The organism is Psychrobacter sp. UBA6739 (assembly GCF_002453835.1).
Classification (GTDB): domain Bacteria; phylum Pseudomonadota; class Gammaproteobacteria; order Pseudomonadales; family Moraxellaceae; genus Psychrobacter; species Psychrobacter immobilis_A.
This window is the reverse complement of record NZ_DKHR01000038.1, coordinates 1-12825: the sequence shown is the minus strand read 5'-3', so window position 1 is coordinate 12825 and position 12825 is coordinate 1. Positions and strand designations below refer to the sequence as shown.

Annotated in this window: 10 protein-coding genes and 1 pseudogene; 6 read left to right on the top strand and 5 right to left on the bottom strand. The window is 42.9% G+C overall.

Annotation, left to right across the window (positions count from 1 at the left end):
* Window positions 1-24: 24 nt before the first annotated feature.
* A complete protein-coding gene (locus B2575_RS09295) occupies window positions 25-1236 on the top strand; it encodes a hypothetical protein (protein WP_060490129.1) in 1212 nt (403 codons plus the stop codon).
* Between the two features lie 70 nt (window positions 1237-1306).
* Window positions 1307-1489: a hypothetical protein gene (locus tag B2575_RS09290; protein WP_060490128.1), complete on the top strand. Its 183-nt coding sequence runs from the start codon at window positions 1307-1309 to the stop codon at window positions 1487-1489.
* Window positions 1490-1631: 142 nt separating this feature from the next.
* Here B2575_RS09290 and B2575_RS13600 read toward each other — a convergent pair.
* The 4 genes and pseudogenes from B2575_RS13600 to guaA all read right to left on the bottom strand — a co-directional run.
* Window positions 1632-1706 (bottom strand): annotated as a pseudogene (locus B2575_RS13600) (hypothetical protein); the annotation flags it as partial.
* A 73-nt stretch (window positions 1707-1779) separates the two neighbouring features.
* The gene (locus B2575_RS09285) at window positions 1780-2592 is read right to left on the bottom strand and encodes a hypothetical protein (RefSeq protein ID WP_296241556.1); all 813 of its coding nucleotides are present in this window, start codon (window positions 2590-2592) and stop codon (window positions 1780-1782) included.
* A 45-nt stretch (window positions 2593-2637) separates the two neighbouring features.
* Window positions 2638-3324 (bottom strand): zinc ribbon domain-containing protein, encoded by a 687-nt coding sequence (locus B2575_RS09280; protein ID WP_060490126.1) that lies wholly within the window; start codon window positions 3322-3324, stop codon window positions 2638-2640.
* A 380-nt stretch (window positions 3325-3704) separates the two neighbouring features.
* Window positions 3705-5255, bottom strand: a complete 1551-nt coding sequence (gene guaA, locus B2575_RS09275; protein ID WP_296241554.1) for a glutamine-hydrolyzing GMP synthase — start codon at window positions 5253-5255, stop codon at window positions 3705-3707.
* Between the two features lie 615 nt (window positions 5256-5870).
* On the opposite strand from guaA, the gene B2575_RS09270 reads away from it, so the two are divergent.
* The 3 genes from B2575_RS09270 to B2575_RS09260 all read left to right on the top strand — a co-directional run bounded on the left by B2575_RS09270 (window position 5871) and on the right by B2575_RS09260 (window position 10962).
* Window positions 5871-7628 carry an FAD-binding oxidoreductase gene (locus tag B2575_RS09270; RefSeq protein ID WP_060490124.1) on the top strand — a complete coding sequence of 586 codons (1758 nt, stop codon included), beginning with the start codon at window positions 5871-5873 and terminating at the stop codon, window positions 7626-7628.
* A gap of 80 nt (window positions 7629-7708) precedes the next feature.
* Window positions 7709-9370 (top strand): glycerol-3-phosphate dehydrogenase/oxidase, encoded by a 1662-nt coding sequence (locus B2575_RS09265; protein WP_296241552.1) that lies wholly within the window; start codon window positions 7709-7711, stop codon window positions 9368-9370.
* A gap of 29 nt (window positions 9371-9399) precedes the next feature.
* Entirely contained in the window at window positions 9400-10962 is a 1563-nt protein-coding gene (locus B2575_RS09260; RefSeq protein ID WP_296241550.1) for an FGGY-family carbohydrate kinase, read from the top strand.
* 2 nt (window positions 10963-10964) lie between these two features.
* Here B2575_RS09260 and B2575_RS09255 read toward each other — a convergent pair whose 3' ends face one another.
* Window positions 10965-12137 (bottom strand): MalY/PatB family protein, encoded by a 1173-nt coding sequence (locus tag B2575_RS09255; RefSeq protein ID WP_296241549.1) that lies wholly within the window; start codon window positions 12135-12137, stop codon window positions 10965-10967.
* Between the two features lie 456 nt (window positions 12138-12593).
* Here B2575_RS09255 and B2575_RS09250 point away from each other — a divergent pair, with 456 nt between their 5' ends.
* Window positions 12594-12812 carry a hypothetical protein gene (locus B2575_RS09250; RefSeq protein WP_296241547.1) on the top strand — a complete coding sequence of 73 codons (219 nt, stop codon included), beginning with the start codon at window positions 12594-12596 and terminating at the stop codon, window positions 12810-12812.
* The last annotated feature ends 13 nt before the right edge of the window (window positions 12813-12825 follow it).

Sequence of the window (12825 nt, the reverse complement as noted above, 5' to 3'; positions counted from 1 at the left end):
TTTTTCTCTAAAAAGGTCTAGTTCATGAAAGAAAAAATAAATACCTTTTATAGAAAAATAAAAATACAACCAATAAGAATGATGCTAAGTATATTTTTTTATTTGATGAAATTAGCAGAAACTATAGTTGTAAATATACTCTCTCACGGGTTTTTTAATTTTTTTGTAGTTATTTCGCAATTGTTTTTAGGTGCTATGATTGGAGCAAAGTTAGGATCTATAATAGGGAGTAATTCAGATTATGTTTTTTATTCTTTTTCTGGATTGAAAATTTTTTGGAATGATACAGCAATATATATAAAAATTACAATATATTTTGTTTTAATTATTTCATCCCTTAAAGCATATGCAGATACACGATATCTATCTATAGAAAGAAAATCTAGAAAGAGGAGACTCGAACAAGAGCGATTATTACCAACAGAGAGTTACTTTGTTACAACTTACCCTAAAGCTGTTAAAAAAGCTCTAGAATACGGACGCTTAATTGATCAGAAGGAAGAGGATGCTCTAATTGTTGTGACTAATATCCTTCAACTTATCCGTAAGTTGGCATCAGAATATGAAAGTTTACAAAGTGATACTATAAGTGTTAATCTAATGATAGTGATGAGAGTTGACGAATCGAAAACTTATATAGAAAAAAACTGGAGCAATATTTCCATATTTTTCGATGGCGCTAATGCTGACTCTGCATGCTCGCAAATCGACGCAGTATTAGTACCGTTTGCTGTATCACATAAAGACTCTACTAGAAACTTTATAGAAGAGGAATCTAGAGGGGACAAATCCAAGTTATATCTCCCTGTGGTTGAAGATAACTCCGATGAAAAAACAAAGCAACGGGTGATTGGTGCTCCAGAAGCCTTCTCTACAAATCATTACCAATATTACCCAGACTTCTTGCACAGTGTTAATGACTGGTTGTTCAAGGAACAGAAAAGACACATAAATAAATCACAAGCAGATTCACTTTACGAGTACTATTTTAACGATAGTTCTGCACGTTCCTTATTATCTATACCTATCAATGCACCTTATGCAAGAAGTTATTCTAACGGTAACGAGCTGACAGCACCTCCTACTTTGGCTGTCCTAAACATTTATGCTAGACATAATTGTCTATTGAGAGGTAATCCTACGATTTATATTAGTTTAATCGAGCCTCTTTTGGATACTCTTTCTTATGCTCTTGATATGTATCTTTTTGGAGTTGGAGCTGAAGAAGCCGACTAACCTACAACATATTAGTACTTTTGAATTTGTAGATAACCTACTCCCTATATTTTGTAAATAGGAGAAAATAATGTCTAAAACTATTGAACATCAAAAAACTGTTACTGTAATGGTAGTTGAAAGAGATAAATCTCCTCATATAAAACGTGTGCCAGCACCAGTAAGAAAGTTAGAGTATTCTGATAATACTGCTAAAACATCTCGAATACGCCATATACCGAATATAGCACTAGCTAAAGCTATTTTTGGTTAGATCTACCATTCATGTAATATTTATATGATGAGTAATTCAAAGTTACTTATTGCATATAGTAAGTAGCTCAATTTTCAAAGAGTAAAAAAGCCCACGTTATCGTGGGCTTTTTTTATGACTAATAGCAGTACTCAAAGAAAAACTACTCCCACTCAATCGTTGCAGGCGGCTTGCTCGATACATCATAAGTCACGCGTGATATCTTAGCAATTGTATTCGCAGTTAGATAAAGATGAAATAAAGATGGAGCAAATGACTTTCAAACGCAGCCATTTTTACGTTATCAACACCTAGCCACACGCCCAGTCAAACTGACTATTCAGCAAATCAATTTGCCCATTACCACCGCCCATATTGGCATCGCCAAGCGTTTCTTCAAACTCAATATAAAAAGGGCTAAATTCTGGTATCGCTTGAATGGGATTGGCCGTACCACCAAAATGACTTTTTGCATGAAACCTATCAAGCTTTAACATCTCACCTTTTTCAGAGAACATCGGAATATAGGCATTTCCATCATCTTCATCTGGCCACTCATCAAGCATTTTTCCGACATTAGGATCATCTATTCGGACAACGTGCTTAATAAACTGAGCGGGTTCATCTTTGGCAAAGCAAGTGCTACTCCACTCTTCAATCTCATAATTTGGATATATACTATCTTCTTTATTAGGCAGTGCTGTCGCTTCACCTTCAAACTCCTCCTTGGTTAGCCAAATCAATGTCCAGCCACCACCAATAATATCTTCAAGATAGATTTCTTGAGGGTGACGATAGTTAGCATAGCGACTCAGTGACGCCCAAAAATTCTCAGCGTCTGTATAATTCACCTCAGTGAGGTTAGCAATCATATCTTCAACACCGTCTACCCTATCTTCAACATGATCATCCGCTTGAAAAAGTGATATTGCCACGAGATCTTTCCCTTTTACGCGATACGCTTCAGGCACTAATATCGTCCATAAGTGCGCCATCGGTAGACCGTTAATCCTGCTTCGCGGCCATTGATCCGTGGTGATGCCGACTGGGCGACCAAAATCCCAACCTTGCCCATGATCTTTATCCGTGAGTTCCAAATCATATGCTTGTTTTAATGGTTCCATCACTTTTGTCTCGCCTCCTTAGATTAACCTTATTTATTAGAGGTACTACACCAACCAATACCACTCAGGCGCAAACAAATAGGACATACCCATAGATAGCAATACTGATAATATGCTACCCACAATGGCGCCAACCCATGACGTACCACCCTTTGCCGCTAACTCCTGTTCGACCGTCGCTGGGTCAGCTGTATTACTCATGACTTTTTTTATATTTTTGACGCTGTGACTAAAGTAAAAATAATTACCTAAAAGTCCTGTCAGTACTGCCCATGCGACAAAAAAGCTGGTTTGACCTATAGAGCTATACGCCTCCATACCGAGCAGATGCATTAAGACTAAATCAACTGCATTAATGCCAAGTACAATAAAAAAAGCGACTAGATACATTTTACGATAGCACAACCAAGACGTTCCCAGGAGAAGTCCAGCCAAATTAAAACTGTGTATACTAGAGCCATCATTATTAACCTCTAAGCGTGGCTCGCTGTCCTTAAACCATTTGTCACGATAAAAACTGTCATACTTTTCACCGACGAAAGTCGCTAATAAAGCATCAGCACTTTCAGAGCTGGAAGCCAACTGATTTTGCGGGATTTGCGCATCTTTAGAAATATTAACCGCCGTTAATGGTGGCGGTGTTTGTGCTTGAACGTCAGAGAGCTGATGCCCACATTTTGAACAAAATCCTGCCTCGCTTGAATTTTCTTGATTACAGTTATTACAAAACATCTTATCCCTTAATTTTACTAAATACTGAACGGTTGATAGGCTTATCTCGACTTTAATAAATAATAGCCAATTAAAGTTGACACTATTATAGATAATAAAGACAAATGTTCAATGAAAAATTAGAGGATTCTTAGTTGCCTGTTTGTTTTAACCAAAAAAAGCACCCAACCAAGTTGAGTGCTTTTTTATCGCTATATTGAACTAATCTAATTCTTGATTAGTCGTATATCAACTCATAAAACATGAGTTGAAAAGCTATTTAGATAAGTTTACGTAGTCTAAAATGGTAACAAGGCAACCGAGCGCAGATAGTACGTGTTTGTACATCTAGCTAGGTTAATACCGTTACCGTTTAGAATACTTAAACGGTTTATTCCCACTCAATCGTCGCNNACTTCAGCGATTTCATTCATAATGCGATTCGATACCGTCTCAATCAAATCATACGGCAGATGCGCAAAGCGCGCGGTCATAAAGTCTACGGTCTCAACCGCACGTAGCGCAATCACCCACGCATAGCGGCGACCATCACCGACCACGCCAACTGATTTGATCGGTTGGAATACCGCAAATGCTTGCGCGGTCTTCTCATACCAGCCTGAACGCTCAAGCTCTTCCATAAAGATAGCATCAGCAGCACGCAAGATATCAGCGAATTCTTTGGTCACTTCGCCCAAGATACGCACGCCCAAACCCGGTCCTGGGAACGGATGACGGTTAATCATCTTCGCTGGTAGACCAAGGGTAATACCCAATTTACGCACTTCATCTTTAAACAAATCGCGTAATGGCTCAACCAACTCAAATGCCAAATCATCTGGCAAACCGCCTACATTATGGTGACTCTTAATCACGTGGGCTTTACCTTGATGCGACTTCGCTGATTCAATCACGTCTGGATAAATCGTACCTTGCGCCAAGAATTCGATGACTTTACCATCGCTTTGCTCACTGACTTCACGAGCACTATTAGCGAATACATCGATAAAGGTTTTACCGATGATTTTACGTTTGGCTTCCGGATCAGACTCGCCAGCCAATGCCGTCAAGAATAACTCTTCAGCATCAACACGAATCACTTTTACGCCCATGTTTTCAGCGAAGATTTGCATCACTTGGTCGCCTTCGTGCAGACGCAAAAGACCAGTATCAACAAACACACAGGTTAATTGATCGCCAATGGCTTTATGCAATAATGCTGCGACGACTGAACTGTCCACACCACCTGAAAGACCAAGTAATACTTGCTTATCACCGATTTGCTTTTTCAGTTGCTCAATACGCATATCGATGATGTTATCAGGCGTCCAGCTACCCGCGCAGCCACAGATTTCATGGACGAAACGTCCTAGCAGTGCAGAACCTTGCGCGGTATGTGTGACTTCAGGGTGGAACTGAAGACCGTAATAGTGACGCGAATCATCTGCCATAATCGCAATCGGGCAGCTTGGCGTACTAGCGACGATATCGAAGCCTTGTGGGGCATCGACCACTTTATCGCCATGACTCATCCACACATTTAGCTTCGCTGCTGCGTCTTCGATACCATCAGTCAGCGTTGATTTGCCATCGATATTGATGGTTGCTGCGCCAAATTCATGGATGTCACTGGCGTGAACTTTACCACCGAAGCGCTCTGCCATCGCTTGCATACCATAGCAGATACCCAATACTGGTACGCCTAGATCAAATACGGCATCATTGATGCGTGGGCTGTCATCTGCGTGGACGCTCTCAGGACCGCCAGATAAGATAACGCCTTTTGCGCCAAAATCGATAATGCGCTGAGTGTCGATATCATAAGGGAACATCTCACAAAATACCCCAGAATCACGGACACGGCGGGCGATAAGCTGGCTGTACTGTGAGCCAAAATCGAGAATTAAGATGCGATCTTCTTTAATAGTAGGAACGTTGGCAGCAGTTGTCATAACGTAGTGTCCATCAATAAATAAATTGGTGCGCTATTTTAACAAGTTTGAGCAGTCTATTGGTTATAAAAATACGCTAATCTGCTAACTGGTATATAAATCTATAGCTCATCAGTATAAACCTCTACTTTATTTCATCAATGAATGCATTTCTTCTATATTTTTCTACATCTAGGTAGCGATGATAAGGCACTGTAGAGTAATCAACAGAATAAAAACGCGATTAATTGACCTAATGCTTTTATAGGCAACGCCTAAATTCTGGTTCAAGCATTATTACAAATAAGTGTTATTACAAAGCAGCCATTATACTTTTTTACCTAGCATTCTACAGAGAAGCTTGTATCAGTATCGCCTATGACTACCGTATATTATTAGGCAACACGTAGACTTCACCCGAAACCTTCTCTAGCTTAGTCTCACCGCATTGGTATTTTTATATGTTAAATTTTATTGGTGTTATTTGGCACTACTTAGCGCATAGACTGATGGTTTTGGTGGAGAATAAAGAATTAGCAAGTCGGAACAGCACACCAATCGTTGTTGACTAATGTACAGAAAACAGTTACTTATTATAGTCACAGATAATCATAATAAATTGACAGGTATGTCCCTATGAGCAAAATCAAAGCCCTTATCCGAAAACGCCCTAAATCTGACCCGTCTAAAGCTATTTCAGTCAATTCTGATAACCAAAATACCAATAACACCAGTATAGACGCCGCCTTAAAAGGTCATACGGCAAATACCCCAATCGAGCAAACGCGCTGGAATGGCTGGGGCAATATCAATATTAATAAAAAAGTCTCAGCGCACGGGGCGAAACTGATCAAATCGCACATTGGTAAAACCAAAAAACTATCATCAGTGAGCTTACAGCAAGTACTTAAAACCGTCCCCAAATCCCGCTTGCCTGTTGCTATGACTGAGCTTGATACCGTATCTGTCGATAACGAAGTAAGACTTAGACATGCTCGTGGCCAAAGCTTTCCAGACTGGATAGCGATGCACGGTGGCGACTTTGAAGTCTTTCCTGATGGGGTCGCTTTTCCTGAATCGACCGCTGATGTCGAAACCTTATTAAAGCTAGCGAGCGAGCACGACCTCATCGTCATTCCTTTTGGCGGTGGCACTTCAGTAGCGGGTCATATCAATCCACAAAAAGGCTCACGCCCCGTATTGACCATCGCCATGAGCAAGATGGCTCAGCTGATTGATTTAGACAGTGAGAGCCAAATTGCTACTTTTGGCGCAGGTACACAAGGGCCAGCAGTCGAAGCACAACTGGACGCACACGGCTACCGCTTGGGACATTATCCTCAGTCTTGGGAGCTATCGACACTTGGCGGCTGGATTGCAGCGCGCTCTAGTGGTCAGCAGTCGTTAGGCTACGGACGCATCGAGCAGATGTTTGCCGGTGGTACGTTGGTGACGCCACAAGGCGTGCTCAATATTGCGGATATTCCAGCGTCAGCGGCAGGACCTGATCTGCGTGAAATGATGATGGGCACCGAAGGCCGCGCTGGTATTTTTACGACAGTCAAAATGCGGGTACAACCACAACCCGAAGAAGAGCTGTTTAAAGTTGCTTTTTTACCGAACTGGGCAGCGGGTAAAGAAGTGCTCAGACAAGCCGTACAAAAAAATATTCAATTATCAATGCTACGCCTAAGCAATGCGGTCGAGACTGACGCGCATCTACATTTAGGTACTACGCCTAGCCAGTTTATGGCGATTAGCACTTATCTTAAAGCGCGCGGACTCAGCTCAGATAAAGTCATGCTCACTTATGGCATTTCAGGGGATAAAGCACAGAATAAACTGGCACTGACGCAGTTTAATAAGCTATTAAAGCAGCACGGTAGTGTCACGGGTAAAATAACCGATATCATGGGCAGTGTGTGGGCGCATGGACGCTTTAAATTTCCATATCTACGTGGCACTTTATGGGAAAAAGGCATCATGGTCGATACCTTTGAGACCGCAACCAACTGGAATCATATCGACGAGCAGATGCAGCAGATGCAAGAAGCGGTGAAAAACGCTCTGGCAGAGGAAGGCGAAAACGTCATGGCCTTTACTCATATCTCGCATGTCTATAAACAAGGTGCCAGTCTTTATACCACCTACTTCTTTAGAGCAGCACAAGACCACGCTAGTACCTTAAGCCGCTGGCAAAAAATCAAACATGCCGCCAGTTCAAGTTTAGCCAATGGCACAGCGACGATATCGCATCAGCATGGTGTTGGTCGCGATCATGCCCCGTACCTTGCTGCCGAAAAAGGTAAGCTCGGTATTCAAGTAACCCATGATATGCTGAAAAGCCTAGACCCTGAACAGCGTATGAACCCAGGCGTTTTAATCGAAGATTAAAAGGTAGCTACAGTCTGACCAGATGACTTAGCAATACTGAGTCACTGATTAATTTGAGTATCATTTGAGATGAGTCGGTTATGAACCAAGCCAATCAGCAACGCCAGCAAGCATTAGCGCCTTTATCTTGGCGCTCGTCTCAAGAGGAACCTTGGGATATGCTCATCATCGGTGGCGGCATTACTGGCGCTGGCATTGCTCGCGAAGCAGCACGGCGCGGCTTAGCAGTTTTATTAATTGAGCAAAAAGACTTTGCGTGGGGCACGTCCAGCCGCTCTAGCAAAATGGTACATGGCGGGCTGCGCTACATTGCCTCAGGTGACTATAAAACCACTTTGCTGAGCGTCCGTGAGCGCGAGCGCATGCTAAGCGAAGCAAGTGGTCTCGTCAACGAGATGCATTACGTCATGCCGCATTATAAAGGCAAGTTTCCACCGCCATGGATATTCAATACCTTGCTACGTGTCTACGATGGGCTCGCGGGCAAGCGCTACTCTAAATACGTTAAAAAAGACGCTTTTTTACAGCTTAATCCGCACATCAAGCAAGAAAAATTTTTGGGCGCCAGTCAATTTAGCGATGCAGTGACCGATGACTCACGCCTTGTGATGCGGGTACTTGATGAGGCGATTAATGACGGCGCGCAGGCGATTAACTACCTTAAAGCTGAGTCGTTAATTACTAATGAGCAAGGCTTGGTCGTTGGCGCTACTCTATTAGATACTTCTGCTGAAGATAGCAATCATACTTACGATATTCATGCCAAAGTGGTGGTCAGCGCGACGGGTGCTTGGGCGGATACTCTAAGAATGCAGGCAAGCAAACAAACAGAACAAACCTTTCATAAACAAATTCGCCCGTCGCGTGGTAGCCATCTGGTGGTCAGCCAAGAGCGCCTACCAATCAAACAAGCCTATACTTTTTTGCACCCTATCGACAAAAGAGCCGTTTTTGTCTTTCCATGGGAAAACCGTACCGTCCTTGGTACCACCGATTTGGATCATCCGCCATTAGACGATAACGAAGTCGGTATCACTAATGAAGAGGTGGATTACCTATTGGCAGCGACCAATAATCTCTTTGATAATGTAGACATTAGCCGCAAGGATGTCATCAGCTCATGGGCAGGCGTGCGTCCACTGATTTCTGATGGCGGTGATGGTAAGCGCGTCAGCCCGAGTAAAGAAAAACGCGACCATAGCGTTTGGTTGGATAATAATTTAGTGACCGTCAGTGGCGGCAAATTAACCACCTTTCGCCTAATCGCCCTTGATGTACTGAAAGTTTGTCAAAAGGTGCTCGAACTTGATGAGTCAGCTACTCAAGATAATGTCTCATATAGCAGCCAAGTCTTTAGTAATCAACCGCCAACCAATCCCAAATTTTCAACCCTAACACCACTATTGCAACAACGCTTGCAAGGGTTTTACGGTCTACAGCTTGATACCTTATTAGAATTAGCGCATGACGATGATTTGGCTTATGTGACCGATAGCAACACCATTTGGGCGGAAATCCGTTTTGCGGCGCATTATGAGCAAGTCATTCACTTGGACGATTTGTTACTGCGACGCACGCGCCTAGGGTTGATACTGCCACATGGCGCAATGACGCCATTGATTAGCGATAGGCTCAAACAAATATGCCAGCAGGAACTGGGTTGGGATGAGCAAAAATGGCAGCAAGAAGTTGAACGTTATCAAGCCTTATGGCAACGCTATTATCATTTGCCCGCTGCTTAATTTATATGACTACATAGTTAAGGATGACTATGACTTTTGATGACTCTATTTACTTCTTAGCCATAGACAATGGCACCCAAAGCGTCAGAGCACTTATCTTTGACCAATTTGGAACCGAGATTGCCAAAGCCCGCGTCCCTATCGAGCCGTATTTTTCAACGCAGCCCAATTTTGCAGAGCAGCATGCCGACTACTATTGGAAAAAACTAAGCGAGGCTTGCCAGCAATTGTGGCACAACTGCGATATCACGCCCGAGCAAATCGCTGGCGTTAGCCTCGCCACCCAGCGCTATACCATGATATGTTTGGATAAAGACAAACAGCCGCTACGCCCAGCCATTGTGTGGATGGATTTGCGCAGAGGTGAAGCCAATGACATAGGATTTCTCTCGCCACTCACTAAAGTGGTTGGTGTGGGTGAGCTGGTCAATGAAGCTCAGCAAAAAGCCCGCTGTAACTGGCTTGCGCATCATGAGCCAGAAATATGGGCAAAAACCGCTCATTATGTCAATTTGTCCGCCTATCTCACCTATCAGCTGACAGGCGAGCTTATCGACTCCGCCGGTCATGCTTTAGGCTACCTGCCATATGATTACAAAGCCCAAGCTTGGTTTAAGCCAAATAACCTCAAATGGCGACTATTTAGCTGTCGACCCGACCAAATGCCCAAGCTTGTTGCACCGGGGCAAAAGCTCGGGGGTATTACTGCCAAAGCAGCCAAAGCCACTGGTATTTTAGAGGGCACGCCGATGATTGCTGCCGCCAGTGATAAGGCTTGTGAAGCATTAGGCTCTGCGGGTCTCGCAGCAGACACCGCCTGTTTAAGTTTTGGCACTACTGCGACGATTAATACCACGTCGAGCAATTATATCGAGATACTTAAACATATGCCCGCCTACACTGCCGCCGCGCCAAATTACTACAATCATGAGTACATGATTTATCGCGGCTTTTGGATGGTCAGTTGGTTTAAGGAGCAGTTTGCTCACTATGAAGAGCAGCTGGCAAAGACGCAAGGCATCGATACCGAAAAACTCCTCGATCAAGCAGTAAAAGACATTCCAGCAGGCTGTATGGGATTAATGATGCAACCGTATTGGTCACCCGGTGTTCGTCATCCGGGGCTTGAAGGCAAAGGCGCACTCATTGGTTTTGGCGATGTGCATACGCGAGCGCATGTTTACCGCGCTATTCTAGAAGGGCTGGCTTATGAGCTAAAGCTTGGCTTTGATACTATTGAGAAGCGTACAGGCAAACCCATTAAACACCTGCGTGTGTCTGGTGGTGGCTCCCAAAGCGACTCAGCGATGCAGCTCACCGCCGATATCTTTGGTATGACCGCTTATCGACCGCATACTTATGAAGCCTCAGGCTTAGGCGCTGCCATTAACTGTGCGGTGGGACTTGGCGTTTATCCTGATCACGCGACTGCAAGCGAGGCGATGACCCATTTGGGCGATGAATTCTTGCCTATTGACGCCAATGTTCAGCTCTACAAACGCCTTTATAATGAGGTTTATCTCAAAATGTATGAGCGCTTAAAACCTTTATATCAAAGCATTCAAGATATTACGGGTTATCCTACCAAATGATATTATTGTTTGAAATCATTGCTATTTAATGCAGTATGCATACGATTTAACCCTTCTATCAGCAGCGTTTTAGGACACGCTACATTAAGGCGCATTTTAAGATGCCCTTCATCACCGTACTTAATCCCCGCGCTAAGCTCAACCTTAGCGGCTCTCAATTTGTCATAAAGCATTTGATCGTCTTGCGCATATGCCGAGCAATCTAGCCAAATCAAATACGAAGCTTCTGGACGCATCACCTTAATTTTAGGTAAATGATCTTCTAAGAATTGCAGGGTTAATTCAATATTAGCTTCAATATAAGTCAGCGCCTGCGCCAACCACTCACCACCCTCTTCATAAGCCCTGCGCATTGCCGTATAAGCAAATAAATTCAGCTCATGCTCGTCACTTAAACGTTGCTGCTGGTTAATTTTACTCAGTAATGCGCTGCCTTTAGCAAAGATCATCGAGCCTTTGATACCAGCAATATTAAAGGTTTTGGTCATTGATGTCAGGCTAACCACTTTGTGCTCATAGCCTTTTACTAAAGTTAAAAAAGGCGTAAATGTATGCTCTTTCAAGGTTAAATCTTGATGAATTTCATCACTCACAATCGCCACATCGTGCTTTTTGCAGATTAAAAGCAGCGCTTCAAGCTCATCCGCTATCCATACACGTCCGCCCGGATTATGCGGATTACAGAATAAATATAGCTTAACTTTATGCTCGATAATTTTAGCTTCTATATCAGCTAAATCCAGATAGTATCGCCCCTCATTCTCCTGTAATGCAGAAGTCACCAGCTTACGATTATTATCCAAAACCTTGGTCATAAAAGGCGTATAGATAGGATCATTAATGAGTACCGAATCCCCTACCTCGGTAAATACTTTCATCATCAGCACCAAACTTGGCACGACACCCGGAGAAAATAGGATATCCTGCTGCTCCAGCCACAAGTCATAACGACTGCCATGCCAGTCGATAATCGCTTGATACAACGGCTCGGTCGGCACAGTGTAACCCAATATTCCATGCTGCGTTACTTGCTCAATCGCCGCTAAAATAGGCTGGGCGGTCTTAAAGTCCATATCCGCGACCCACATCGGAATCGTGTCATCGCTATAATGCCATTTAAACGACCCCGTATCACGTCTGTCTATTATTTCATCAAAGTTGTACAACACTGGCATTTCCCTTAATTAGAAAAAAACAATACTTTAGGGTACAACATGTATGGCGTCATCGCCAATCGCTTTATGGCGTTTGCATAGATACGCTATGAGGTTAACGCTAGAAAATTGATGCTGTAAAACACTAGAAAGGAGATTTAACGGTTTGATTAGAGTTGAGTGTGTGAGTAGCCAATCCTGCCATTCGCTATTATCTGCCTAATCAATGGCGTGCGGACTAATATGTCTGGATGCGTTGCTGTTACCTCGACACCACTACCAGCCACAGTCTGCATTGACATTGTCGTCAGCAGGATAGCCGCTACTGTCAGGGCTAACAATCAAGATGTATCAAATTTCATGATGCACCTATCACATGGAAAATCATCTTAAACTTAAGAGTTATTTGGGAAATAATATAGTTACTTAGTAGAAATTAATATAATATAGAGCAAACAAAAGGTGATTAAATTATTTATGAAAGCTAAAGACTTAATAGAAGCGGGTGAATTGAAGCACAAGATTCGGACAGTAAAAGATCTTGTTAACTATATAAGTATAAAAGAGAACAAAGACACCTCAAATTATTCTATATTTTTAGGAGCAGGAGCTTCAAAAAGCTCTGGAATTTCAACTGCTTTCGAACTTATAGTTGAATGGATGGAAGAGCTTTACGAAAGATATAACTATAGTTAATCCAGAATAAAAG

Bases quoted from the DNA above. Each gene is read 5' to 3' on its own strand.
- B2575_RS09255 (WP_296241549.1), bottom strand. From the start codon at position 12,137: ATGCCAGTGTTGTACAACTTTGATGAAATAATAGACAGACGTGATACG.
- B2575_RS09270 (WP_060490124.1), top strand. From the start codon at position 5,871: ATGAGCAAAATCAAAGCCCTTATCCGAAAACGCCCTAAATCTGACCCG.
- B2575_RS09285 (WP_296241556.1), bottom strand. From the start codon at position 2,592: ATGGAACCATTAAAACAAGCATATGATTTGGAACTCACGGATAAAGAT.
- B2575_RS09250 (WP_296241547.1), top strand. From the start codon at position 12,594: ATGAAAGCTAAAGACTTAATAGAAGCGGGTGAATTGAAGCACAAGATT.
- B2575_RS09280 (WP_060490126.1), bottom strand. From the start codon at position 3,324: ATGTTTTGTAATAACTGTAATCAAGAAAATTCAAGCGAGGCAGGATTT.
- B2575_RS09265 (WP_296241552.1), top strand. From the start codon at position 7,709: ATGAACCAAGCCAATCAGCAACGCCAGCAAGCATTAGCGCCTTTATCT.
- B2575_RS09260 (WP_296241550.1), top strand. From the start codon at position 9,400: ATGACTTTTGATGACTCTATTTACTTCTTAGCCATAGACAATGGCACC.
- B2575_RS09290 (WP_060490128.1), top strand. From the start codon at position 1,307: ATGTCTAAAACTATTGAACATCAAAAAACTGTTACTGTAATGGTAGTT.
- B2575_RS09295 (WP_060490129.1), top strand. From the start codon at position 25: ATGAAAGAAAAAATAAATACCTTTTATAGAAAAATAAAAATACAACCA.